At 68.4% G+C, this 24,876-nt stretch carries 17 protein-coding genes; 4 read left to right on the forward strand and 13 right to left on the reverse strand.

All coding sequences use genetic code 11. The features are described from left to right. Positions 1-21: 21 nt before the first annotated feature. The 3 genes from ABZS71_RS18800 to fabI form a co-directional block, all read right to left on the reverse strand. Positions 22-1,368 carry an NAD(P)/FAD-dependent oxidoreductase gene (locus tag ABZS71_RS18800; protein ID WP_356211417.1) on the reverse strand — a complete coding sequence of 449 codons (1,347 nt, stop codon included), beginning with the start codon at positions 1,366-1,368 and terminating at the stop codon, positions 22-24. Between the two features lie 11 nt (positions 1,369-1,379). Next, entirely contained in the window at positions 1,380-2,399 is a 1,020-nt protein-coding gene (locus ABZS71_RS18805) for a zinc-binding alcohol dehydrogenase family protein (protein ID WP_356211420.1), read from the reverse strand. 304 nt (positions 2,400-2,703) lie between these two features. Then, on the reverse strand, positions 2,704-3,495 hold the full coding sequence (fabI, locus tag ABZS71_RS18810) for an enoyl-ACP reductase FabI (RefSeq protein ID WP_355848519.1): 792 nt from the start codon (positions 3,493-3,495) through the stop codon (positions 2,704-2,706). 205 nt (positions 3,496-3,700) lie between these two features. Between fabI and ABZS71_RS18815 the strand changes: the two genes are divergently transcribed. Next, complete coding sequence (locus ABZS71_RS18815; protein ID WP_355848516.1) at positions 3,701-4,096, forward strand: hypothetical protein; 396 nt, start codon at positions 3,701-3,703, stop codon at positions 4,094-4,096. A gap of 309 nt (positions 4,097-4,405) precedes the next feature. Here the strand turns inward: ABZS71_RS18815 and ABZS71_RS18820 are convergent, their stop codons facing one another. From ABZS71_RS18820 to ABZS71_RS18830, 3 genes are all read right to left on the reverse strand, one after another. Beyond that, complete coding sequence (locus ABZS71_RS18820; protein WP_356211423.1) at positions 4,406-5,941, reverse strand: DEAD/DEAH box helicase; 1,536 nt, start codon at positions 5,939-5,941, stop codon at positions 4,406-4,408. A 159-nt stretch (positions 5,942-6,100) separates the two neighbouring features. Then, positions 6,101-6,304: a cold-shock protein gene (locus tag ABZS71_RS18825; RefSeq protein ID WP_095578638.1), complete on the reverse strand. Its 204-nt coding sequence runs from the start codon at positions 6,302-6,304 to the stop codon at positions 6,101-6,103. A gap of 1,098 nt (positions 6,305-7,402) precedes the next feature. Continuing rightward, positions 7,403-8,164: a LysR substrate-binding domain-containing protein gene (locus tag ABZS71_RS18830; RefSeq protein ID WP_355848509.1), complete on the reverse strand. Its 762-nt coding sequence runs from the start codon at positions 8,162-8,164 to the stop codon at positions 7,403-7,405. Between the two features lie 58 nt (positions 8,165-8,222). On the opposite strand from ABZS71_RS18830, the gene ABZS71_RS18835 reads away from it, so the two are divergent. The 3 genes from ABZS71_RS18835 (at position 8,223) to ABZS71_RS18845 (ending at position 12,813) form a co-directional block, all read left to right on the forward strand. After that, positions 8,223-8,627: a DUF5997 family protein gene (locus ABZS71_RS18835; protein WP_356211426.1), complete on the forward strand. Its 405-nt coding sequence runs from the start codon at positions 8,223-8,225 to the stop codon at positions 8,625-8,627. Between the two features lie 840 nt (positions 8,628-9,467). Beyond that, positions 9,468-9,845, forward strand: coding sequence for a hypothetical protein (locus ABZS71_RS18840; protein ID WP_356211428.1), 378 nt, complete (start codon positions 9,468-9,470; stop codon positions 9,843-9,845). A gap of 169 nt (positions 9,846-10,014) precedes the next feature. Then, complete coding sequence (locus ABZS71_RS18845; protein ID WP_356211431.1) at positions 10,015-12,813, forward strand: AAA family ATPase; 2,799 nt, start codon at positions 10,015-10,017, stop codon at positions 12,811-12,813. A 49-nt stretch (positions 12,814-12,862) separates the two neighbouring features. Here the strand turns inward: ABZS71_RS18845 and ABZS71_RS18850 are convergent, their stop codons facing one another. The 7 genes from ABZS71_RS18850 to ABZS71_RS18880 all read right to left on the reverse strand — a co-directional run. After that, entirely contained in the window at positions 12,863-13,696 is an 834-nt protein-coding gene (locus ABZS71_RS18850) for a methyltransferase domain-containing protein (RefSeq protein ID WP_356211434.1), read from the reverse strand. Continuing rightward, on the reverse strand, positions 13,689-15,059 hold the full coding sequence (locus tag ABZS71_RS18855; protein WP_356211437.1) for a cytochrome P450: 1,371 nt from the start codon (positions 15,057-15,059) through the stop codon (positions 13,689-13,691). The genes ABZS71_RS18850 and ABZS71_RS18855 overlap by 8 nt, the downstream gene beginning before the upstream one ends. A gap of 163 nt (positions 15,060-15,222) precedes the next feature. Further along, positions 15,223-18,366 carry an NHLP bacteriocin export ABC transporter permease/ATPase subunit gene (locus ABZS71_RS18860; RefSeq protein ID WP_356211441.1) on the reverse strand — a complete coding sequence of 1,048 codons (3,144 nt, stop codon included), beginning with the start codon at positions 18,364-18,366 and terminating at the stop codon, positions 15,223-15,225. A gap of 4 nt (positions 18,367-18,370) precedes the next feature. Further along, a complete protein-coding gene (locus tag ABZS71_RS18865) occupies positions 18,371-20,629 on the reverse strand; it encodes an NHLP family bacteriocin export ABC transporter peptidase/permease/ATPase subunit (RefSeq protein WP_356211444.1) in 2,259 nt (752 codons plus the stop codon). 125 nt (positions 20,630-20,754) lie between these two features. Then, the gene (locus ABZS71_RS18870; RefSeq protein ID WP_356211447.1) at positions 20,755-21,570 is read right to left on the reverse strand and encodes an HlyD family efflux transporter periplasmic adaptor subunit; all 816 of its coding nucleotides are present in this window, start codon (positions 21,568-21,570) and stop codon (positions 20,755-20,757) included. Further along, the gene (locus ABZS71_RS18875; RefSeq protein ID WP_356211450.1) at positions 21,554-23,056 is read right to left on the reverse strand and encodes a SagB family peptide dehydrogenase; all 1,503 of its coding nucleotides are present in this window, start codon (positions 23,054-23,056) and stop codon (positions 21,554-21,556) included. The genes ABZS71_RS18870 and ABZS71_RS18875 overlap by 17 nt, the downstream gene beginning before the upstream one ends. Before the next feature lie 111 nt (positions 23,057-23,167). After that, positions 23,168-24,876 (reverse strand): TOMM precursor leader peptide-binding protein (locus ABZS71_RS18880; RefSeq protein WP_356211453.1); only part of this gene is annotated, 1,709 nt, incomplete at its 5' end.

Genomic DNA, 24,876 nt, shown 5'->3' on the forward strand with positions numbered 1-24,876 from the left:
TCGATCCGTTCCGTACGGCGGTCAGAACAAGGGCGCGGCGCTCGGGGCGCGGAGTGAGCCCAGATGCTTGTGCCACAGGTGGTCGGGGTTCTCCTCGACCTGGCGGGTGATCTCGCGCATGGCGGCGAGTGCTTTGGGCTCGGCGTCGTCGTAGACGTCGCCTTGGAGCATCTTGAGGACGTCCATGCGGTACCGCGGGTCCTGCACGAAGGCCGTGAACAGGATGTTCAGCCGGTAGTAGATGGAGATGAACTCGTACCAGTTGCCGACCGCCCGGCGCAGCTTGGACTCGTAGTTGTGGAACGAGGGCTTGCTGAAGTCGCCCTTCTCGGCGGCGGCGATGACGTCGCCGGAGAGCAGGCGGGCGCCGTTGAGGGCGACGCTGACGCCGCTGGAGAAGATCGGGTCGACGAAGCGGGCCGCGTCACCGACCAGGGCCCAGCCGTCGCCGCAGATCTGCTTCATGGCGTAGCTGTAGTCACCCTCGGACTTGAACGGGCGTACCTGCTGGGAGTTCTTCAGCGCGTCGCGCAGATCGGGGCGGCTGCCCACGCACTCCCAGAAGAAGCCCTCGAGGTCCGAACTGGAGGCCCTGAACTGCTTCTTCTGGGTAACGACACCCACGCTGGTGATGGTGTCGGTGATCGGGATCTGCCACACCCAGGTGTCGGTGACCGGGAGGAAGTGGATGAAGATGTAGTCCGCCTGCTCCTTGTTGACCGCCAGGGCGGAGCGGTCCAGGTTGTCGAACCAGGAGTGGATGGCGTACTGATTGAAGACCGGGTCGCTGACCTTGAGCCCCATTTGGCGGCCGAGGAACGTGTTGCGGCCGCTGGCGTCGATGACCATGCGCACCCTGACCGAGGACTCACCGCGGCCAAGCGGGAAGATGATCCGCGGGTTGGGCTCCGAGAAGTCCACCGTGCGGATGCGGATGCCCTCGTAGACCTTGGCGCCCAGCGTGTTGGCGTGCTGAAGCAGCATCAGGTCGAACTGTCCGCGATCCACATGGTAGGTGTAGTCCTGATTCACGCCGAGCTGCTCACGCTCATGGAACTCGATCTCGGCAGCCCGGAATCCGTGGGACATCCCCTTGAATCCCATGGTGGGGATGTTCTGTTCCGTGGCGGAGGTCCAGGCGGCGCCGTACTTCCTGGGGAATCCCGCCTCCTCCATCTGCGGCAGGAACCCGATGTCGGCGAGGACCGGCGTGGTGGCGGGTATCAGTGATTCACCGACGTGCTCGCGAGGGAAGAGATCGCCCTCGAATACTACGCAGTTCAGACCTGCTTTGGACAGGTAGGAAGCAGCCGTGGAGCCGGCCGGACCCCCGCCGATGATGCCGATATCGTAGTCAACCTCAGACACTGCTATCCCCTTCAGTTCTCGTTTATCCGAAACAGCGGGAAATAGGAATCAAGATCCCCCTCGGCGTAATCGCGCGCCAGCTCCGGGATCTCATCGAACTGGTACACACGCTGCTCTCCCAGTTCGAGCATCCACCCCGAGCTCTCCTGGAATTCGAGAATCTCCTCGATGTCGTGGAAGCAGCAGGCGTGGGTGTGTACATGGATATGGCGCTTGATGCACTCGTTCGCCCGTACGTTCTCCAGCCGCATGCCGTGCTTCCAGCCGACGGTGGCCAGCACTCCCTGCCGGCCCAGGGCCCGCAGGGTCGCCCGGTGCACGGGCTTGCCGATGTTGTCGATGACGACGGCGGCTCCGCGACGCCCGCTGAGCTCGTTGACGATCTTGAGGAAGGTGCGCTCGGACTGGCGGTAGCGCCGCCAGTGGTCCGGGTCGGCCGCCATGCGTTCCTCGTCGTGGTCGAGGTCGGGGAAGAGGCGGCGATCCACCGGGATCATGCCCTTCGCCTCGATCTCGGCGAGCCGCTGCGGATTCCCGGAGGCCATCGCGACCCGGAAGCCCTCGCGCTGCGCCAGCTCGAGTTCGGCCACGGCAACCCCACCGCCCCAGCCGAACGCCAGCGGCGGAGGGTCCAGCTCCGTCGGGCTCACGCGCACCTGGGAACGCCAGCAGGCATAGGCGACCTTCCAGTTGTCCCACGCCGTCCAGTACCGCCCGTAGGACGCGGCCCACTGCTGCAGGGAGTAGCGGGTGTCCTTCGGCAGTGGCAGCAGCAGATGCTCGCCGATCTTCGTCCGGCGGGCCAGGACGCCGATGGTGCCCGGGGCGTCGTAGGCGTGGACCAACTTGACGTAGCCGTGGTCGTCGGTGCGGGCGAATGCCTGCATCAGACACAGGTCGCCCTCCTTGACGCGGGTGACCGCCTTTCCCGGGCGCACCACCCGCACCACGCCGAAGTTCCCGATGACCATGCGGTCTTCACCGCGCTGCCGGCACACATCCACCGGGGTCCGTTCCAGCGCATGGCTCATGTTCGCTTCCCAGGAACCGTAGAGCGGTTCCACGAGAACTTCGCTTTCCGTGATATCCGGAAAACTGAAATCTTCCCGCACCAGTTCTCCGGGAACGGGATCTCCGGATTCCGCGGAGGCGGGCCCAGCATGCAATACCCATGCGTCGGTGCTGATCACCTGTGCAGACCCCCCGGTGAGTTCGGAATCTTTCGCACCGGGGCGTTCACGAACCCCCGGAACGCATGGAAATCTACGTTCGAAGGGATCTGCCCGTCTTCCGCCGCCCTGATGAATTCACCGGGCCGCACCAAAGGACGAGTGTTCATCCTTTGGTGGGAGCGGGCGCCGCGCCGACCGCGTGCACCCCTCCGTCGGCGTGCACGATCTCGCCCGTGACGGCCGGCATCCAGTCGGACAGCAGAGCGCAGACCACCCGGGCGACCGGCTCGCAGTCGGTGAGGTCCCAGCCCAGCGGGGCACGGTGCGGCCACGGCTCGCTCACCGCCTCCGCCCCGGGGATGGCCCGCGCCGCCGCGGTGTGCAGCGGGCCGGCCGCGACCAGGTTGACCCGTGTCCCACGGCTCCCCAGATCACGCGCCAGATAGCGGCAGCAGCTCTCCAGCGCGGACTTGGCGACCCCCATCCAGTCGTACGCGGGCCAGGCGACGGTCGCGTCGAAGTCCAGGCCGACCATCGAGCCGCCGCCCGACCTGGCCAGCAGGTCCCCCAGACCCCGCCCCAGGGCGACGAACGAGTACGCCGAGACGTGCACCGCCCTCGCGACGTCAGGCCACGGCGCGGCCAGAAAGCCTCCGCCGAGGGTGTGCCGCGGCGCGAAGGCCGCCGCGTGCAGCACTCCGTCCACCTGCCCCCAGCGGGCGTCGAGGCTCTTGGCGACGGCGGCGATGTGATCCTCACGGGTCACATCGAGCTCCAGCACGTCCGGCGGGTGCGGCAGCCGCCGGGCCACCCGTTCGGTCAGCCGCAGCCCGCGCCCGAAGCCGGTCAGTACGAGCTCCGCGCCCTGCTCCTGGGCCAGCCGCGCCACGCGCCACGCGATCGAGGCCTCGGTCAGCACACCGGTGATGAGAAGACGCTTGTTCTGCAGCAGCATGGCTCCGCTCCCCTGACTGTTCAGGCCCCTGAGCTCTCCCGGATCTCCAGAATTCATGTACCGGAGCCGGGTGAATACGGCCGCGCGTCCTCATTCTTTCGGAGGGGCTCCAGGCGCCCCGGGCCGCATAATTCCCCACCAGGGATGAGGATTTCGCGCATGACGGGCGGATAGCGTACGGGAACCGAGGTTTCTGGAGTGTGCCATGCCGAAGATCAAATATCTTTCCCCGGAGTATCTGGCGGAGCTGGAAAAGCGCGGCGACAGAATGCCCGAGAAGCCGGGTCTCGACCTGGAGATCCAGCACACCATCAGGGAGACACCGGAAGGCAGCGACATCGAGTACTACTTCAGGATCCGCGACGGCCGGCTCGTGGAGGCCAGGCGCGGCAGGCTGGAGCAGCCCATGTGCTCACTGCGTATGGCGTACAAGACCAGCGTCAAACTGACCACCGGTGAGATCAAGGCACTCGTCGGCCTGATTACCGGCAAGATCCGGCCGGGCGGCGATGTCGCGCGCCTGCGCTCGATGATCCCGTCCCTGCAGTCCGCGGAGTTCCAGGCGCTCACGGGCGAAGTGCACCAGATGACCGAGTACTGACCCCGCTGCTTGACCGGACCGATCGTCGAGGACGGGGTGCCCGCACGGCGAGGGTGACGAGCGCCCGGCTCCGTAGCCGGGCGCTCGTCACCGTCGCGGTCCCGTCGACCTCCGTCCGGCGCGCGCGTCGGCGGTGTCTCCCGCGCCCGGATGGGGCGGGGCCATCGCACCGCCCTTGTGAGCCGAGTCTCCGGCCGGGTCGGTTCCGGCGGGGCACCGCGCTGCCGCGCCGTCAACTTCCAGGAGCCACTGCGGCGGTCTGCGCAGGGAGCGCGGGGTGCTCACAGAGAATCGCCGGCCTGCGCCCGGTCATGAAGCACGACGGACCCGTGCGGCCTTGCGTGCCTCGGCCATCTGGCGGGCCTCGGTGGACCGGCGGGACTCACCGCCGGATCGGCCCGGCTGACCCCGGCGGGTGCCCCGGCCACGGAAAGGCGCGTTCTCACGCTTGGGGCGCTCCGCGACCGGCGCGCTGACGCTGATGGGGACGCCGGAGGGGGCCTTGGCGCCGGTGATACGGCTCAGTTCGGCCTCGCCGGAGCGGACCTGGGTGATCTCCGGGGTGATACCGGCGGCTGCCATGAGGCGCGCCATCTCGCGGCGCTGGCCCGGCAGGATGAGGGTGACGACGCGGCCGGACTCGCCGGCGCGGGCGGTGCGGCCGCCGCGGTGGAGATAGTCCTTGTGGTCGCTGGGCGGGTCGACGTTGACCACCAGGTCGAGGTTGTCGACGTGAATGCCGCGGGCCGCGACGTTGGTGGCCACCAGCACCGTGACCTCGCCGGTCTTGAACTGCGCCAGGGTGCGGGTGCGCTGGGGCTGGGACTTGCCGCCGTGCAGCGCGGCGGCGCGTATGCCGCTGTTCAGCAGGTGCTTGGTGAGCTGGTTCACGGCGTGCTTGGTGTCCAGGAACATGATCACCCGGTCGTCGCGGGCCGCGATCTCGGTGGTGGTCGCGTACTTGTCGGCGCCTTGTACATGCAGTACGTGGTGTTCCATCGTGGTGACCGCGCCCGCCGAGGGGTCGACCGAGTGGACCACCGGGTCGTGGAGGTAGCGACGGACCAGCAGGTCGACGTTGCGGTCCAGGGTGGCCGAGAACAGCATCCGCTGCCCGTCGGGACGTACCTGGTCGAGCAGTTCGGTGACCTGGGGCATAAAGCCCATGTCGGCCATCTGGTCGGCCTCGTCCAGGACGGTGATGTTCACCCGGTCCAGGCGGCAGTCCTTGCGCTCGATGAGGTCCTTCAGGCGGCCCGGAGTCGCGACGAGCACCTCGGCCCCGGCGCGCAGCGCACTGGCTTGCCTGCCGATCGACATACCGCCGACCACGGTGGCCAGCCGCAGCTTCAGCGACCGGGCGTACGGGGTGAGCGCGTCGGTGACCTGCTGGGCCAGCTCGCGCGTAGGGACGAGAATCAGGGCCAGCGGCTGGCGGGGCTCGGCACGCTGTCCGGCGGTGCGCACCAGCAGCGCCAGGCCGAAAGCGAGCGTCTTGCCCGAACCGGTGCGCCCGCGGCCCAGGACGTCCCGGCCTGCCAGGGAGTTCGGCAGGGTGGCCGCCTGGATCGGGAACGGCTCGTGCACGCCGAGGCTGGTGAGCGTCTTCAGCAGCTCGACCGGCATGTCGAGGTCACCGAACGCCGCAACCGCGGGGAGGGCCGGGGTGGTGGTGACCGGCAGTGCGAACTCCCCCTGCGGGGCGGCGGGACGGCGCCCGCCTCCGCCGGAACGGTTGCCCGGGCGGCCCTGGCTCTGCGGGCGGCGGGCACCCCGGCCGGAACCGACGGAGTCGCCCTTGCGGGGGTTGGAGTAGTGATTGTTCGTGCGAGCTGAGCGGCTCATGGAGAACCTTCCTCGATATGGCACGTATCGAGGAATTCTCGGCAGAAATGAGCCAATGAATTGCAAGAACGAGCCGGATAATACTGAAACAGCCCTGCGGACAGCAACGAGCTGGGGCCCGCACCGGTGCGGGCCCCAGCTGCGTCGTACGCTTCAGCGTCAGGCGGGGACGATGTTCTCCGCCTGCGGGCCCTTCTGGCCCTGGGTGACGTCGAAGGTCACCTTCTGGCCTTCCTGGAGCTCACGGAAGCCCTGGGTGGCGATGTTCGAGTAGTGGGCGAAGACGTCGGGGCCGCCACCGTCCTGCTCAATGAAGCCGAAGCCCTTTTCCGCATTGAACCACTTCACGGTGCCAGTAGCCATGTCAAATCTCCTTCGGGGCAGCGCCCGGGGGGCCGCACTGTGCGAACCTCCGCATCGCCGAGATGGTTGCCCGGTCCGGAGAACAGCACCGGCAAAACAAAAGTGCCCGACGACATATAGCCGTCAAAGGCACTTGAAGTCTACGGGGAACCACAACTGCGACTAGCTGAACAGTAGCACGACGCCCTGCCGCGGCGTGGGAACGAGTGCCCGGCGACGCCGACGGCCCGTACCAGCTGGGTGACGGTACGGCACGGCCGGCACGGCAAGGCCGCTTCCGGCGGCATGGCACCCGCACAAGCTTCCAGGGCATGCCACAGGCAAGGGAGCGTACCGAAAACATGGAAAGCTTCCGTGACACGCGTCAATACGGGAGATTAACGTAGGAGTACGGGATATTTACGCAGGTCGAATTCACACTGAGTCCATATGCGCCAAAAGCCTTCTCGCACTTGACCGCAGGAGGCTTCTCCCTTTTTTCGCACGCGGGCCAAGAAGAATCGGCGCCCAGGACAATCTGAATCAGCCCAGAAAACTCAGCCGGACCTGACGGTCGGGATTATCGACATTCGTTTCCGCCAACCTTCATTAGGGCAGCCTCGCAGTAGTCGGCATTCGCACGGAGGCCAATCCGGTTCGGGGCACCGAATTCTCAAACTGGCCGATACGGAGAGCACGAGTTCCGGCGAACGTGGTCGCCGGAGACTGCCCACGAGGAAGGTGCCCACGCCCGGACTTCCTTCCGCCAGGCCCTCGGGTTCGAGTTCCCGGTATGCCTTCAAGACCGTGTTCGGGTTGATCGCCGGCGACTGCGCCATCGCCCGGCTGGGCGAGGCCGACTCGCAGCGCCTGCTTCCCTGCAGCACAAGCTGCAGGGGGAGAGCGCGTCGGTGACCCGCTGGGCCGGCTCGCGCGTAGGGACGAGAATCAGGGCCGCGGCCGGCGGGGCTCGGCACGCTGTCCGGCGGTGCGCACCAGCAGCGCCAGACCACGCGACGCCCCAGGGTTCCGGGCGAACCAGTCCAGCGCCTCGGCGCCCCAGACCGTAGGGGGCGCCGAGGAGCGCTCGCTCGACCGCGGGGTCGTCGACGACGGGGGCTACGACCGGCGGCGAGGCTTCCCGCGCTTGCCGCCCTTGGGGCCGCCGGAACCACTCCGTGGGCTCTTGCCGGTCGCCTTGCCGGCTGCGGGCTTCCGCCGTGCGCCGCCTGTATCCGGGCGCTCGCGCTTCGGCTGCGCCGGGGTCGGAGTGCGACCCCGTGAGCTGTTGACGGTCCGCCCACGGACGATCCCGATGAAATCCTCCACCAGGTCGGTGGTCGCGTCCTCCGGCCACGACAGCGCGACGCGCGACTCGGGGGCGTCCGTGACCGGCCGGTACGTGAGGTCCTTGCGGTGGTTCAGGCGGGCGAGTGACTGTGGCATGACGAGCAGTCCCACTCCGGCCGCCACCAGCTCAACGGCATCCGCCGTCGTGGCGGGGCGCTCGATCGCGGGCCGTCCCGGCCGACGCTCCCAGTCGAGCACGTCGTCGAGGGGATGCAGCACGATGTCGTCGGCCAGGTCTTCGGCGGATACCTCGTCGACCGCCGCCACGACGTGGTCCTTCGGGACCACGACCACCGTCGTCTCGGTGTAGAGAGGGATCGCACTGAGGATCGTCCGGTCGACCGGCAACCGCACGAAACCCGCGTCGGCGCCGCCGCCCCGCAACACATCGGATGCTTCGGCGGCGGACACCGCGATGAGGGTCAGTGGGACTTCGGGCAGCCGCTCGTTCCAGATCCGCACCCACTTGGTGGGCGTCACCCCCGGGACATACGCGAGCCGGAACGAAGGGGATACTTCCGAGCGTGTCACCCCGCCAGGTTACCGGTCGTGGTCGGAGGTCGCGCACACGCTCGATACCCTTGACACCATGAAGTCGCACCAGACCACCCAGACGATGAAGCCCGCAACCGCGGCGAAGAAGCTGGGTGTGTACCTCGAGGCCGCCCCCGCCGAGTTCCAGGAGGGTGTCGTCTCGCGCACCGAATTGAACGCGCTGCAGGCCGATCCGCCCGAGTGGCTGCAGGAACTGCGCCGCAACGGCCCTCACCCCCGGCCGGTGGTCGCGGCGAAGCTGGGCATCTCCATCGCAGGTCTCGCGCGTGGCGGAGTCACAGAAGCCCTCACCACTGAGCAGATCGACGCCTTGAAGAGGGACCGTCCCGATTGGCTGGATAAGGAACGCGCCACCCAGGCCGAGGTACGGAAAGAAGCGGTGCGCATCAAGGAGAAGAACGCGGAGCGCGGCGGTCAACCCCGCCGACCGCGTTCCTGACCCCTATCCCTTGACGATGCCGGGTCCGTCGGCAGAGGCAGCCCGAACCGCCTTGCCCGTGCCGTCGACGTCCTCTTCAAGGTCGTCGAGGCCGACCTGACCGGCGGCAGCAAGACCGACAGTCGGCAGCAGTGATCGAATTGCTTCGGGACGAAGAAGCCGTGGGTTGCGGGTTCACGTCCCGCCGCCCGACCGCGCCCATGAACATGCGGCTCACCACAGCTGATCACGCACGGACCGAGGGTCATTCGGTGCGGCCGGATTTCGACGCTACAGGCCCGTCACACGCGTCAGCCAAGGAAGCTGAGCCGCACCTGCCGGCTCGGATTGTCCTTGTTCGTCTCCGCCAACCTCCGTTAAGGCAACCCTAACCTGCTCAGTTCCCTCGCCGATCGGCCGGACGGTCCATGAGACGGCACCGACCCAGGGTCTGGCTACCGCGGACCAAACCGCCAGACACCGTCCTTCCACGAATCACTGGAAAGGACGACGATTACCCCATCCACCTCACAACCGAAATGGCCTATTTCGCGCTTCTTGGCGTTAAGGATCACCAATAGGATGGCGCAGATCATCAATCAGGGGGGGAAGTGTGTTGCGTAAGCGATCGGCATTGACCTTTTCGGGTATTACGCTCGCCTTCAGTGGGAAGGCATCACCTGCGGTCGCCGATGATCGAAGTGATCCAGCTACTCCATCCCGGTGAAATTGACCACCTCGATCGGCCCCGGCTGGTACAAGATCTATTCAGACCAGACCGTGACCGTGCATGGCTACAGCTGCTAAAGCAGTTGCAGGAGACCCTGGTCAGGAATTTTACCGCGACGTATGCCTGGGGTGTTGAGGGCTCACCATGCGGGGCTCGCGCCGCTCGCGGAGAAGATGAACGCGGCAAAGGCTGCGCCGGACACTTCCAAGGCCAAGGACAAGCAGGTCACCCCCATGCGGCCGGACCAGCCCCGGCCAACCCTGGTGCACCCAACCCATCGGATGCGGCTCCGCAGCCTCAGCCCGCGGAGGTCACTGTTTCCTCCAGCGGGGCGGAAAGAGAGCAGATCGCGGCGGCCAAAGCGCGCGGAGGTCACCGGCAGGCCGACGCAGGGCAGCATCTCCTCGATCGCCGACACCATCGGCGCGGAGCCGGGTAGGGCCAACGCCCGCGCCGCCAAGGGCCGATCCGAACTGAAGGCCGAGGTCGAGAAGGTCCCCGCCGCCTGAGGAAGCACGGCCTGGCCCGTGGACCAAGTGGGCCAAGGGGAGTGGCGATGGCGGTTCACCCGTGTTCCGCCCTCTGCATCGCAGGCAGAGGGCGAGGACACCGAAGCATGAGGGTGAGAAGGCTCAGCGGAGGGGCTTGACGTGAGGAGAACAGATGCGAGGAGGGGACGTGCAGCCTGAACGTGTGTCGGAACTCGCGGATCTGTTATCGCGCGCGCGCAGTGCCAGGGCGGGCATGGGCAACGCCGTCCTGGTCCGGTCCGTCTCGGGAATGCACTGTTCCGCGCTACTCGGCGAGGTGGCCGAACGCGTGCGGCGCTTGGGCAGCATAGTCCTGAGCCTGTCGTGTTCTCCTTCGGACGCTGACAGTCAGTTCGCAGTCGTCCGCCAGCTCAGGGCCGCCTCGCTCAAGGTCGCCGGCAGGGACGGAAACATCGAGGGCGAGGAACTGCTCAGCGGGATACCCGAAGGCACCGGCCCGTTCGACCATCAGCTCTTCGAAGCCATGTGTGGAGGCTTCATGCAGGGCGCCCGCCGGCATCCGCTGGTCGTCATCGTCGATCACATCCAGTGGATGGACGAAACCTCGCTGCGCTGTTTCGGCTATCTGGTACGCCGCCTGAACAACCTGCCGGTCTTGCTGATCCTGGCCTACCGTACGGACGAAACCCCGGTCGACCGCGCGCTGATCGACGAAATGTCCAAGTGCGACCGATGCCAATCCCTCACCCTCAGCCCGCTCTCCTCGCACAGCGTGCGCGAAGTGGTCGAGACCGCTTATTCCGGGCAGGGGTGCGACGACGAGTTCGTGCAGGCCTGTGCCGATGCCACCCACGGGCGTCCCTCCCGCCTGGAAAAGCTGCTGGCGTCCCTGACCGCCGACTTCGTGCCCCCTCGGGCGTCACAGATCGAGCGGGTGCGGCGATGCGGTGAACGGCTGCAGGCCGAGGCCGCCGCCCACCGACTGCTGCGCCAGCCCGCCAACCTCCAGGAGGTCGCCGAGGTCGCCGCCGTACTCGGCGAAGAAGGCGATTGTGCGGTGATCGCGGACATGCTCAACCTGTACGGGGACACGATCTGGGGACTCACTGCGGGGTTGACCCGGGTGGGGGTTTTTCGCGCGACGGGCACCCCCGAGCGGTACCGCTTCAGCAATGCCGAGCTCAGGAAGCTGATTCACCGGGACATGTCCGCCGATGCGCGGCGCGCGCTGCACATGCGGGCCGCCCGGCGGCTGCACGATCTGGGGGCGCCGCTGCCGCAGGTCGCCGAGCACCTGCTGCAGGCCGACGTGGCCGAGGACGCGTGGGCGTGCAGTGTCCTGAAGAATGCCGCAGACGACGCCCTGAAGGCCGGCGACCCCAAGACGTGTGCCGAGTACGCGTGGCGTGTGCTCCGGGACTGGATTCCGGAGGAAGAACGCGCAGAGGTGCTCTGGCTGCTGGGCCGCGCCGAGGTGCTCTTCGCGCCCGCGGCCGCCGACCGCCACCTGGACGAGGCGGTCCGCCTCTTCTCCGATCCGGAGTGCCAGGCGGTGGCGATCGTGGAACGCGCCTACGCACGGGTCCTGCGGCAGGGCAGTGCCGAGTCGGCTCTGCGTCCGCCCCGCACCGTACTCGCCCATGTCGACGAAAAGGCGTTCGCCGAGCTCGCTGATACGGAACTGAGTCTGAGCCTGCAGTCCCTGACCAGTACGGTCCCTGCCGAGGGAAGGGCGCCAGTCCTGGAGGCGCTCGACCGTCCCGCCCTGAGCCACACACTTGGTGTCACCCCTGGCGAGCGGGGACTGCTGGCAGCCATCGCCGGCGATCTCGCCTGCAGGTCCGAGCCCCGCGACGTCCCGCTGGAGCTGGTGCACCGGGCGCTGGCGGGCGAGCGGCCGGCTGACAGCGCTTCGATGGTGCTGCTGCTGCGATGTATCACCGTACTGACGTGGGCAGGGCATCTGCGTGAGGCGCAGCGCTGGGCCGATCACATCCTGACCAGAGCGCTGGACCAGGACGCGCTCTTCCCCCGAGTGATCGCTCATTGCCGGCGCGCCGAGATCGCGGTGCGGATGGGAGATCTGCCCCTGGCGCTCACCGAGGCCAAGTGGGCGCTGGCCCTCACCACTGCCCATCATGAGGTGAAGAGCTGCCATGCCGTCGCGGTGACCGAGGTCGCCAGGGTGCGCGGGGCCATGGGCCACTACGAGGAGTCCGTCGGCCTCCTGCAAGGACTCCACGACCTGCCCGCAAGCGCCCTGGGCATTCGGGGTATGTTCCGCCTGCACTCGGGTGACCTCCGGGGCGCACTCGCTGACCTGATGGAGTGCGGGCACCGGCTGGAGGCACTGGAGATCGTCAACCCCGCTCTGAGTGCCTGGCGCAGCTTCGCCGCGCTGGCGTGGAAACGGCTTGGAAACGACGCGGAGGCCCGCCGACTTGCGGAAACGGAGGTTGAACTGGCCCGGCGCTGGGGCAATCCTGCGGTCATCGGCCAGTCGTTGCGCTCGCTGGGGGAAGTGAGTTCGGGGGCGGCGGCGGAGCGCGCGCTCGCCGAGTCCGTGTCCCTGCTTGAGCAGACCGACGCCCGGCTCCAGCTGGCGCTTTCACTCGTCGCGGCGGGGCAGGCGAAAGGGCGCAACGGTTCTCTCGCACATGCCCGGCAAGCGCTGCACAGGGGAATGCTGCTCGCCGAAGAGTCGGGCGCGCAGTGGCTCACCGCCGAGGCGCACAAATCGCTGCTCGCCTCGGGGGGACGGCTTCGGCGCACCCCGGTGTCCGGGCTCCCGGCCCTCACCCCGACCGAGCGTCGCATCGCCATACACGCTGCCCGGGGGAGAACCAACAAGAGCATCGCCGATCTGCTGCACATCACCCCGCGCACCGTTGAGGTCCATCTCACGCATGTCTACAGTAAATTATCCATACCTGGACGGAACGCCCTGCCCAACGCTCTGGGCGCGGTGTTGCGCCACGAGTGCTGAGGCGTGCGCCCGGTCCTGACGGCATGCGGTTCGGTGGACACTTCCGGGCCTACCGGCGTCCCACCACAGCGAACCCCAGCAGCAGGACGAAGCCGTCACCGGCCACGAAGCTCTGCCAGGCGGTCATCGCCCGGAGATACGCCGTCATGCTGACTGCGCCCCGCTCGACCAGCGGCAGCAGCCGCTCCGGGGACAATTGCGGCGCCAGGGCCGCAAGCCCCACTTCGTCGCTGGTGTAGGCGAACGGTCGCACGGTCACGTCCGTGTAGCCCGCGTCCCTGAGCACGCGGGGCAGTCGCCGGGCGATCAGCCGGTCCCCTCCGTCCGCGGACTGCGCCGCGCCGAGTGCTCGGTACGCCTCTTGGGACAGGCCCGATAGGTCGGGCTCCGCCGTCCCCCATAACTGGGCATCGATGTCGATCACGACGAGGTGCCCGCCCGGCCGCAGGACCCGGCGCAGCTCCCGTGCCGCGGCGACCGGCTGCGGCAGATGCTGGAAGACGTACCTCGACAGCACCAGGTCGAACGTCGCATCCGCGAACGGCGTGTCGCCGATGTCGCCCAGGAACAGCTCCGGTCCCGCTCCGGCTGCCCCGCGAGCGCGCGCCCGGTCCAGTAGTCCGGGGTGCACGTCCAGCCCGACGACTCGGGATCCCGGCAGCGCGGCGCTCAGTTCGGCGGTCACCGCGCCGTTTCCGCAGCCTGCGTCCAGCACCGCCCCACCGCCGGAGGGCGCCAGGGGCTGGAGGATTCGCCACTCGTGAGCCCAGGTCAGCGTGGCCTGGCGGTCCAAGCGCTCAACCTCCTGCTCGAATCCGCCCAGTTCCCTTTCGGGGCGGTAGCTGCGAGCGCCTGGCGTCACCGGCTGTCCCGCCTCACCCATGGCGCCGCTCCACCTGCATCAGCAGACCGTCACGCGGACGCAACGTGACCAGCGCCTCGGGGACGACCGTGGTGCCGGGTACCCGAGTCAGCCGGAGCCGCTGCAGGACGACCGTGAGTACGAGCATCGCCTCCGTCGTGGCGAAGGCCTGCCCGATGCAGACCCGAGGGCCACCGCCGAATGGCAGGTACGAGTGGACCGCTCGGCTGTGCCGACGCTCCGGCCGGTACTCCTCGGGCGCCTCCCAGTACTCCGGATGGCGGTGCAGCGTCCAGGGGCTGATGCACACCAGCGTGCCGGCGGGGATACGGAGCCCGCCGAGGAGGTCGTCGTGCACTGCGAGCCGGGAGATCAGCCACACCGGCGGGAACAGGCGGATGGCCTCGTCGAGACACTGCCTGGTATAGACCAGATCGGGCAGGTCCGCGGCGGTCGGCAGCCGGGTACCCACGACCCGGTCGATCTCAGTTCGAACCCGCACTGCGTGCTCGGGGTACCGGTCGAGCAGGTGGAGCGTCCAGCTGAGGGCCTTCGCGGTGGTCTCGTGACCAGCCATGACCATGGTCAGGACCTGGTCGTGCAACTCCTGGTCGGAGAGGGCGTCGCCATGCTCGTCCCGGGCGCCCAGCATCGCGTCCAGCAGGTCCCCGGGGTGCCCATGGGGGCCGGTCAGCCGCCGGGCCCCGATCATGGTGCCGACCACCCTGTCCAAGAAACTCTTCGCGCCCGCGTACGCCCGGAGCCGGGCCCGGAAGTCCTCGTCCTCGGGCGGGGTCCCGTCGAAGTGCCCGATGAACCGGTTGATGTCGTCGACCGCCTGCCCGAAACCGCGGCCGCCCGCCGTCAGTTCGGAGCCGAGCAGCGCGGAGGCCACCACCCGCAGGGTGAGTGCCGTGAAGTCGTGGTCCACACGGACGGCATCGCCCCGGTCGGCCGCCTCGCCCCAGGCAGTGGCCAGGTCGAGAGCCGCCTCGACCATCAGGCCGTCGAACGACTCGACCGCCACGCGCCGGAAGGATGGCGCGCACAGTCGCCGCTGCCGTTCCCACTGCGCGCCGTTGCTGGTGAGCAGCCCCTTTCCCAGCAGAGGGGTCAGCATGAAGTCGTCCGGCGTCCCGGCCTTGGTGTAGTTGGTGTAGTTGTCCTTCAGGATGTGCCGGGCGAATTCGGGCGAATTGGCGAACCACACAGTCTGGCCGCGGGTGTGATGGCTACAGAGGTCGCCATACTCGGCGACCAGGTCCTGCAGAAAGGTGAGCGGATCCGCGCGTATGCCGGCCAGCTCCAGGTCCTCCGCCGGCCCTGGGGGGCGGTCGTCGGATCCGGCCGTCGGGATGGCGTCGGACGCGGAGGGGGGGAGCATGACAAGTCTCCTTCGGAACGGCAGGTCGGGGGTCGTGCGCCTGGCATGACCTGTTGCGGCTCGCGGTACCGGGCGCCGACAGACGACTTGGGGGCCGTGGGCCGGCGCCCAAGACACCACGGGCGGGCCGGCGGTACCGGGCGGGCCGCAGGGCAGCAGTGGATCAGGACATCTGCCGCTGGACGAGGCGGTAGAACATGCCGTCCTTGTCCTTCAGCAGTTCGTCCGGACTGCCGGCCTGCACGAGCCGGCCGACGTCCAGAACCAGCACCCGGTCGGCCCGCATCACCGTCGACAGCCGGTGGGCGATCACGATGCGGCTCGCGTTCAGCCGCCGCATGCTCTGCGTGACGATCTCCTGGGTGCGGTTGTCCAGCGCGCTGGTGGCCTCGTCGAAGAAGAGGATGCGAGGCCGGCCGATCAGCGCACGGGCGATCATGAGCCGCTGTCGCTGGCCGGCCGACAGCGTCGTCGCCCCTTCGGAAAGGACGGTGTGCATGCCCATCGGCATCCGTCCGAGATCTTCGTCGAGTCCGGCCATCTCGGCGGCCTCCCACGCTTCGTCGAGCGAGTAGTTGCCCATGCCGCAGATGTTGGACAGGACGCTGCCGGCGAACAGGTTTCCGTTCTGCAGCACGACCCCGCACTGTCGGCGGACGGCCGTCACGTCGAGCGACGACAGGTCCATGCCGTCGTACAGGACTGCTCCGGTGGTGGGCTCGTCGAAACCGATGAGCAGCCTGAGCAGCGTCGACTTCCCGCACCCCGTCGGACCCACGATGGCGACGAACTCCCCGGGCCGCGCCTGGAAGCTGACATCGTGCAGCACCGGCGGCTGGTCGTCGTGATAGCGGAAACTGACGTTGCTGACCTCGATCTCGCCGTACAGGTCGCCGGGCGATTCCTTGGCGGCCGACACCTCCGGAACTTCGGAGATCACCGGTTGCAGGCCGTCGAAGAGCGGTATCACGGCTGACGCCATGGTGACGCTCCCGGTGACCTGTACACAGGCCGCCAGCATCATGCCATAGGCACTGTTGAACGTCAGGAAATCGCTGACGGAGAGCTGGTGACTCGCTGGGCCGTCGACGAGCGCGAACAGCAGCAGCGAACACACGAGCAGGTAACCGGAGTTGAAGACGGTGACCACGTTCTGCAAGCGGCGTGCGCGGGAGGACAGCCTCCGGGACTGGGCAAATCCCAGAGCCCAGTGGGAGTACGCCCGGTCCTCCGCCACGGCGACGCGCAGCTTGGACAGACCGCCGAGCATCTGGAAAAGGGTTCCGGCCAGTTTGTGGTCGTGCTCGGTCAGGCGCTGCTGCCATTGGGTCTGCTTGATCCCCGCAACCAGGCAGACCCCGCCACCGGCGAGTGCCAGGGCCAGCGCCATCAAGGCCAGTGGGACGCTGTAGAAGAACAGCAGACTCAGGTTGGTGACGAACAGCAGGCAGCCCAGCACCACCTGGTTGGTGATGCCCGACAGCACATCCCGGATGGTGCTGACGCCCATCGCGGAATTGCTCAGCTCTCCTGTGGAGACCTTGGTGAAGAATGCGGTGGGAAGCCGCAGGAGCCGGTCCCACACCGCGGCTTGCGCCCGCCCTTCGAAGCGCCCTTCCAACCGCAGCAGCGACAGGTTCTGGACCGCCGACAAAACCGCCGAGAACAGCGCCGCGGTGAACAGAACCACGCACACCTGCGTCACGCGCCCCCGATCGGCACGGGGCACCAGGACGCCGAGCACTTTACCGGTGAGCACCGGAACCAGTAGCCCGAGCAGTGCCGCAGCCAGCCCGAGCCCGACCATCACCCCCGCATCCCGCGCGCTGCCGCGCAGACCGAAACGGACCAGAGCGCCCCGGCTCAGGGGTTCATCCGGCAGCGGTGGGTAGAACATCCACGCGGTATTCTCCAGCCGTGCGGCGTAGGCACGGCCGACCCTCACACCACTGCCGCCGGGTTCCCGGGCCTCGTACCGGCCCCGCCGCCAAATCAGCGCCACCGGAGTGCGCTTGGTCATGGTGTCGCCCGACGGGCCCTCCGGTCCTTCGGTGGTATCCGGACTGAGGTGGGCGAACAGCGGCCCCAGGTCCGTTCGCCACCATCTGCCTTCCAGACGGATCTGCCGGGTGCGGAAACGTGAGGACACCGCGATCCGCTCCACGGGGCCCAGCCGGGCGTCGGACGCCTCCGAAGTGGAGGCACGGGTGATTTCGACGCCCGAGGCGTGCCCGACGATGCGGGCCACCGCCAGATAGGTATCCTGTTCGGACGGGTCAAGGTCGCCGTCCCCCGACAGCCCGAACGGATCGAGCACAGCTGCCAGAGCGCGTGAGGAGCGCTGAAGCGTCTCGGCGTCCAGTTTCCGGCGCTGCCTCATCTCGCGGCGGGCTGTGGACCGTCGGCTGATCATCCGATCGGTCAGCCGTCGCATGAGAAGGCGCTGCTGGGACAGGACCTCGTGGGCGAAGCGCGGGTCGGCCATGACCTCCGCGGTGCGCAGTACGCCCACCACCGCGCCCTGCGAGGAGCGCACCCAGTCCGCCTCGGTGACCAGGAACCGTTTCGTGATGCCTCGGCCGGGCCAGCCGGATGTGGCGAACGCGTCGGATGCGGATGGTGGGGATGGCGGGGGCGGTGGGGATGGCGGGGGCGGTGGGGATGGTTTGGTGGAGGCGGATCGGGAGAGTGCGTCGGCCTCGTTGACGTCGGTCAGCGCCAGTCCGACGGAACCCTGTAGCACCTGGATCCAGACCGCGCCGTCGACCGAGCGTGCCATGGACCCGGCCGGCAGCCGTGTGCGGCGCGAAGATCCGGACACACCGTCGGCGCTGTCCGTTTCCAGCGGGACGAATTCCCGCGGCGGCAACTCGGTCCGCACGGCGCCGGCCAGTGCCACGAACCCGGCGTCCAGTCCGGCCGCCAGTTGCGTCGCCAGCCGGCTTCCCGGCCTGCCGTCGCGCGTCCAGGCGCCTTGTCCGGCACTTGGACGCGCGACGGAGAGCGCGTCGACCAGCGTGCAGTCGCGCACGGCTCCGCCTGGCAGCGGTTTGCCGACAAGGATCGGCCCGTCCGACCGGCCGCCGCACAGTACGGTGCCGGTCCCGACGCGGCACAAGAAGGTCCAGCGTCCGCTGTCGTCCTCGCTGACGGCGAAGAGGTCCAGCATGCCCTCGGTGACGAACCACAGGCGCCCGGGGTCGTCCAGCGCGAAGACGCCTTCTGTCCGAGCACCCAGGATCCCGGCGAGCTCGGAAAAATCCATCGCTTCCGAGCCGGCCCAGATCGGGAAGTGGGATGTAGTCACTGCTTCATTGCTCCCGGATCAAGTCGGCGTACAGTCCCTCTGCCCCGACAAGGGCGTGGTGCGTGCCGCGCTGCACGACCCGGCCGTGATCCAGTACGAGGATCTCGTCGCTGTCCCGGATCGTCGACAGCCGGTGGGCGATGATCACGCAAGCGCAGCCGAGCCGACGGAGGTTGTCGTCGATGCGCTTCTCGGTCTCCGCGTCCAGGGCGCTCGTGGCCTCGTCGAGCACCATGACACTGGGCCCGCGAACCAGTGCGCGGGCGATCTCAAGACGCTGCCGCTGACCTCCCGAGAAGTTGGAGCCGCCCTCGGCGACGAAGCTGCCGAGGGTGCCCGGCCGGGAGGCCACGACGTCGTAGACGGCTGCGGCGCGCAGAGCAGCAACGATCCTGTCGTCGGGGATGGAGGTGTCCCACAAGGTGACGTTCTCCCGGACCGTTCCCTCGAAGAGGAAGATGTCCTGGTCGACGAAGGCCACCGCGCTGCCAAGGGTGTCGCGGGCGTAGTCCCGGCGTTCCCGGCCGTCGAAAAGGATCTGACCGGACCATGGCTCGTACAGGCCGGCGATGAGCCGACTCACCGTGGACTTTCCGCTCCCCGAGCCGCCCACCAGCGCCACGCGCTGCCCGGGCCTCACGGTCAGGTCGAAGTCGCGCAGCAGCGGATCCCCCAGCGGGCTGTATCCGAAGGTGACACCGCGCAGTTCCACGCTCGCCACGCTGGTGGGCCTGCGGGAGGCCGGAGACGGCGGGTTGGGGGTGGGCCGGTCCAGGCCCTGGCGCCGGGGCGGATCCTGCGACGCCGGTGCCCGGCCGGGTCCGCCGTTCGGCGCGCCGGCCGAGCCGCTGCCGGGCACCATGTCGCCGAAGACGGCGGCCAGCGGAAACCGTTCGATGTCCTTGAGCCGGTTGATGTCGGCGGCCACGTCCTGCACCCGCGGCCCCAGGTTGGTCAACTGGGAGACCGGACGGGAGAAGTTCGTCACCAGCGTCTGGAAGGCGACCAGCAGACCGATGGAGATGGCCCCGTCGATCGCCTTGAGACCGCCGATCAGCAGAATGCAGCCGCTGTCCACCGCCGCCAGGAGCGGTGGTACGACGGCGAGCAGCGCGGTGGGCGTGCCGAGGACCTGCGATCCCGACACTACCTTGGCCTGGAAGCCCGCCCAGCGCCCGAAGTAGTCGTTCTCGGTACCTGACGCCTTCATCGTCTCGATGAGCTGCAGGCCGTTGAACGACGCCGCTGTCAGCCGCGCCCGGTCCGCCCGTAGTTTGGTCACCGCGTCGCTGCGGAGCCGTGACACCAGGCGCAGCACCACGATGTTCAGCAGGGCCACACCGACGCCGATCACGGTCAACTCGGCATCGTAGCTCCACAGCAGGATCGCGTAGAAAACCACAAGCAGCGCGCTGACCGCTGCGGTCGCCACGTCCCGGGACAGGATCTCGGCAACTCTGTCGTTGGAGGCGACCCGCTGGGAGATCTCCGCCGGGTTGCGCTGCGTGAAGAAGACCACCGGCAGGCGCAGCAGGTGCCGGACGACGCGGGCGGAACTTCGGATCGCTGTCGAAGACTCCACCCGCAGTAGATGTGCCTGTTGCAGCAGGGTCAGCACTACGGTCAGCCCCGCGGCCACGCCCATCGCGCCGAGCAACGGTGTGACGAAGGAGTGATCGCCGTTGTTCAGTACCCGGTCGATGAAGGCCCGCGTGAACGCGGGAACCGCCACGCCGGGGATGATCAGCAGAATACTGGCCAGGAGCGCGAGCAGCAGTGCCCCACCGTTGCTGCTGTAGCGGGCGTACAAGTCCGAGAAGATGCGCGGGGGGCGTCCGCCGCGCTTGAAGTCCGGCCCGCGCTCGAAGGTCAGTACGATTCCGGTGAAGCTGTTGCCGAACTCCTCGAGGCTGACCGTGCGCTTCCCGGAGGCCGGGTCGTTGAGGTGGACCACCGGCCGTCCGAGCCGTGTGCCCATGCCCTCATAGACCACGAAGTGGTTGAAATTCCAGAACAGGATCGTCGGCGGCCGCAGCTTGCGGAGTTTTTCCACCTCCATCTGCCGACCGCTGGCCAGCAGACCGTAACTTCTGGCCGCTCGCAGCAGGTTTGATGCCTTGGCCCCGTCACGGGACACGCCGCAGGCGGTCCGCAGCTCCTCCAACTGGACGAAACGCCCGAAAAAGCCCAGCACCATGCTCAGTGAGGCCGCCCCGCATTCGACCGCCTCCAACTGGATCACGGTCGGGGTATTGACGCGCATCCGCTTTCTGGAGCGACCCTCGCGCCGGCGCCGGCCGCGTCGGTTCCCGCGGCCCGGCTGTCCGCTCGCCGCCTCCGAGTCGGCCTTCCGGCCCGGCGTGTGCTGTGGGGGAATGGATCGAGTCGTCATCGCGGCAGCAGCCAATCAATGGGACGCTCACCGGGCAGCCGGCCGATGCCGTTGACCTGGGTCCACGAGTTGATTCGGAACGGCGGTCCTGAAGCTGTGGTCCAGCGGTAACCGCTGGACATGTGGGCGTCGCGATCCGGGTCGACGGTGATCCGGATGGGACCGCCTTGGTCCAGGAGTTGCGTGGCCAGCAGTTTGTTCCCGCCCAGGAAGTCCTGCACCTGCTGCTCAGTCTGGGGAAATTGGTCCATGGCGGTGACCCGACCGCGCATCAGGCCGAACGCCTGCGCGGGAGCCGACGCCACGTCCATGTCCACCCTGTCGCCGATCTTCAGCATGCCCGCCTTGTCCGCGGGGGCGAACAAGACAGCCACCAGCCGGTCGTTCTTGCCGTCGGTGCGCTCCACCGTCATGAACGTCGCGCCCTCGGCGACGTACTGTCCGTTGCCGACCAGCAAGGCGATCGCCCGGCCGGAGAAGGGGGCCCGGACGGTCTTGGTGGCTCCTTGGGCGTCGACCACGGTCAGCACCCGAGCGCCCTTGGTCACCACGTTCCCGGTGTCGACGAAGACGTTCGACACCGTCCCGCTCTGCGGACTTTCGACCTTGGTAACCCCCAGAGGATGAGTGAGGATGCCCGGCACGTTTACGCTACGGGCCAGTTCGCCCTTGAAAGACCACACCAGGCCGCCCACGATGATCGCCCCCACGACTGCCAGCACCGCCCAGGCACGCGGCCGGGTCAGGCGCACAGGGCTGTCCAGGTCGTCAGGTTGGCGCAGGTTCTCCAGTGCCTTACGACGGAACTCCATCGCTGCCCTCCTTTCCACGGCTGCCGAGCAGGAACTCGCCAACGGTCGACTCGCTCTCCCAGGGCACCCCGGAGGCGACGGCGAAGGCGTCGGAGTCGCCTCCGCCGAGCCCGCAGCCCGCGAGCCCCATTGCGGTGGCGACGCTGTACATCACCTGGTAGAGCACCCCCACGTGTTTGAGCACCAGGGCGTAACCCATCGAGGAGTACTTCCACATCACCCTCCCGAAGCGCGCCGTAATCAGCAGCGTCACCTGCGGCGGTGAGGACATCTGCGCGGTCGCGCGGGACATGTCGGCAAGGCGGGTCAGCGCCGGCCCGGGCTCGGCGACCAGTTCCAGCCGGTGTCCCTCGGGGTCGTAGTGGTACAGGCCCGGTGCCACACCGTCCGCCTGGTGGATCAGCGGATAGATCTCCAGTTCGTACGCCCGGCCGCCGGACGGGTAGGGCCGGTCGCCCAGTTCCTGCGATCCGTCGTCGTACGTCCCCCGGTTTCGTGCGCTCCGGTACAGGAACTCGCCCAGCTGCTCGGCCGTGAGCGGCGCCGAGCTGTCGTGCAGCCGTAGCGACTGCCGGTCCTCCAGTACCTCGGTGAGGGTCCGGTCGCTCGCGCGCAGCGCCTCCAGGTCCGCCCGGGGCAGCTCCACCGAGCGGCCGTCGAAAGGCGGCCGGACCGAGGGCAGCGGCTCGGCGAAGCCCTTGGCCCAGTACGTGCCGCCGTACGGCAGGTCGTGGCGTCCGACGCGAGTACGGCTGTGGAACCACAGCTCGTGCGGCGACCACTGCGCGAAGCGGAAGCCTTCCTCGGCAGCGCCGCTCCGCGGAACCAGAAAGCCGTGCCGGGCCAGGGCGCTCAGCAGCGCGGGGACCGCTTCAGGCCAGGCCACCGGGTAGGTCCGCGCGCCCGCAGGGTCGCGGGGAGCCGGCCTCGAACCCTGCTGTGTGGGCAGCGAGGCCAGCAGACCGGCGAGCGCCGGATCGTGCAGTTCGGCAGCGACGTGCGCCAGCGGCGACTCCAGCACCATGCCCGCGCCATCGGCGCGCAGAACGGCGAAGCGGGACATCCGCAGCTCGGCCGGGTCGCCGTCATGCCTGAGAACGGGCGGAACGGCGGGGCCGAGCGGACGGAAAGTCAGCAGCGACGACCCCGCGACCTCCAGGGTGGCGGAGAGCCAGCCGCCCGCCCTCAGCCTCCGCAGCAGCTTGGGCATCTTGAGCATGCCGAGCTCGCCCTCGTGGCTCTGGACGACGTCCAACAGCTCGTCACTGCCGACCTGTCTGGCGGCGAGCAGTTCCATGGCCGCCGTCAGTCCGGGTGTCAGAGCCCCCAGCGAGGTACCGCGCTGCCCGATGAAGATCTGGGTCGCGCCGCTGGGGACGGGGACGATCCGAGCGCCCGGGTGAAGCCGCAGGAGTTCACCGACACGCACCGGACCGGGAGCGGGTGGGGGGTTGCTGATGGCGCCGGAAGGATCGGGACCAGTCATGTCATCTCCAGGGAGACTGCGGTGAGGAAAGCCCTGTCACGGGGCAAGGGCGTGATGTCCAGGCCACTGCCGGGACGGGGTGTCCACTCGGGGCGACCGGGTGGGGACGGATCAGAAGAAGACGCTTCGCGGGTTCATCTGGTCCTCGGCGGTTGCCGCAGACAGCCAGCCCAGTTCCACTGGTACGGCGTAGAGTCGGCCCGGACCCAGCCGGCGCCAGAAGTGGCGCATGCCCGGGACCATGACCTTGGCGACCTTCAGCTCCAGGTCGGGCAGGCTCTGGTCGAGGACGATCACTTCGAGGCCCGCCTTGCCTACCCGCTCGACACCGTTGCGGATGTCCTTGGCCAGGTCACCGGAGAACAGGCCGGAGTAGCTGCCGGCCGAGGTGGTGGGGAGGTTCGCGGACGGAACGACCCAGGGGTCCTGGGCAACCGTCACCTGCTGCAGCCACTCGAGCGTGTCCGGGTCGTCCTCCCAGTAGTCGGTGGTCCCGTCCGCTTTGCGGTTGATCACCGCCGGCAGGAACTGGTTGACCTCGGTCAGGGCCCGCAGGACGGCGATCCGCACGTCCAGGTGCGCCCCGAATCCCAGCAGCACGTCCTCCACCGGGTGGTCGACCCGGCGCGAGACCGCGGCGAAGGTGGGGATGCCCAGGTCGGTGGTGATGTCCACCGCCTCCAGGCTGCGGTTCATGCCGGCGTAGAACTCGCGAAGGGTGTCGATGTACGGCTCGTGCAGGCTGTCGAGATCGAAGCCGGGGCGCAGCGCGCGGTTGTACCACCACAGGCCGACTGCGTCGCGCTCGCAGAGTTCATAGAACGCCTGCAGGATTGCCTCTTCGAGGGTGTTCCCGGCGGCGTTGCCGTTGCCGTCGCTGAAACAGTAGAAGCTGTCCACCAGGTCGGGGTGGCCGAACCAGGCGTATCCTGCCGGGACCAGTCGCTCCCGGTCGTGCGTCAGCGACCACGCCGCCGTCCAGTCGATCTCGCGGCCAGTGTCGAACGGTTCCGGTACGATGTGCAGCCGGCCCGCGCCGTTGTGGTTCCATTCCTCCCGGCCGGCGTACTGAGCCTCGGAGTACAGCAGCAGCTCGTTGGCGTGAACCGCCAGGTCGGAACCGAGCGCGTCGAAGCTGGCCCGGCGGGTGGGGCGGTCGTTGCGCCATACGCCCGAGTACCGTTCGATGGCCTCGCACATTCCGCTGACACGGGCCTGGATGTCGGTGCGGCCCTTGCCACCGCTCTGGCCTCGCAGGTTGCGGCGCAGCATGGCGAGATTGTCGCCGGGCATCGCGAAGTTGTGGCCGGCCGAGTAGCTGTAGGTGACGCCGTTGTCGACGTCATTGAGCAGCCGCAGCGAGCTGACGGCGCCGGTCAGCCGGCTGACGTGCTTCTGCAGCCGCTTGTAGGTGTCGTCGGGGCGCATCGTCCGGTGCCCGCCGTCCGCGCTGAACCGCACGGCCTGCTCGGTCAGTTCGATCCGGGGGGCGACGTGCAGGACCGAGGGGTCTCCACAGCCGGGACACTGCGGCTGGCGGATCAGCTGGTGGCGTTCGGTCCGCATGGTCGGGACATGCACCGAGATCAGGACTCCCCGGTAGTCGGACGCCTCTGCCCCGATGATGCCGGCCACGGCGCCGACGACCATCTGTGCCGAAAGTCCCCCCGACCAGGGTGACGTCGCCAGAGAGGTGAGGAGCGGAGCTTCGTCGCCCCGCTTGCGCTTGAGGTACGCCTCCACCTGCCGATTGCCTTCCAGCCGTTGGGCCAGGCATTGCCAGCATCCGGTGACGTCCGGCACCAGGTAGGGGCCGGTCC

Source organism: Streptomyces sp. NPDC005393, assembly GCF_040606675.1.
In the GTDB taxonomy this organism is placed as follows: domain Bacteria; phylum Actinomycetota; class Actinomycetes; order Streptomycetales; family Streptomycetaceae; genus Streptomyces.

Bases quoted from the DNA above. Each gene is read 5' to 3' on its own strand.
- ABZS71_RS18805 (WP_356211420.1), bottom strand. From the start codon at position 2,399: ATGAGCCATGCGCTGGAACGGACCCCGGTGGATGTGTGCCGGCAGCGC.
- fabI (WP_355848519.1), bottom strand. From the start codon at position 3,495: ATGCTGCTGCAGAACAAGCGTCTTCTCATCACCGGTGTGCTGACCGAG.
- ABZS71_RS18815 (WP_355848516.1), top strand. From the start codon at position 3,701: ATGCCGAAGATCAAATATCTTTCCCCGGAGTATCTGGCGGAGCTGGAA.
- ABZS71_RS18820 (WP_356211423.1), bottom strand. From the start codon at position 5,941: ATGAGCCGCTCAGCTCGCACGAACAATCACTACTCCAACCCCCGCAAG.
- ABZS71_RS18825 (WP_095578638.1), bottom strand. From the start codon at position 6,304: ATGGCTACTGGCACCGTGAAGTGGTTCAATGCGGAAAAGGGCTTCGGC.
- ABZS71_RS18835 (WP_356211426.1), top strand. From the start codon at position 8,223: ATGAAGTCGCACCAGACCACCCAGACGATGAAGCCCGCAACCGCGGCG.
- ABZS71_RS18850 (WP_356211434.1), bottom strand. From the start codon at position 13,696: ATGGGTGAGGCGGGACAGCCGGTGACGCCAGGCGCTCGCAGCTACCGC.
- ABZS71_RS18855 (WP_356211437.1), bottom strand. From the start codon at position 15,059: ATGCTCCCCCCCTCCGCGTCCGACGCCATCCCGACGGCCGGATCCGAC.
- ABZS71_RS18865 (WP_356211444.1), bottom strand. From the start codon at position 20,629: ATGCGCGTCAATACCCCGACCGTGATCCAGTTGGAGGCGGTCGAATGC.
- ABZS71_RS18870 (WP_356211447.1), bottom strand. From the start codon at position 21,570: ATGGAGTTCCGTCGTAAGGCACTGGAGAACCTGCGCCAACCTGACGAC.
- ABZS71_RS18875 (WP_356211450.1), bottom strand. From the start codon at position 23,056: ATGACTGGTCCCGATCCTTCCGGCGCCATCAGCAACCCCCCACCCGCT.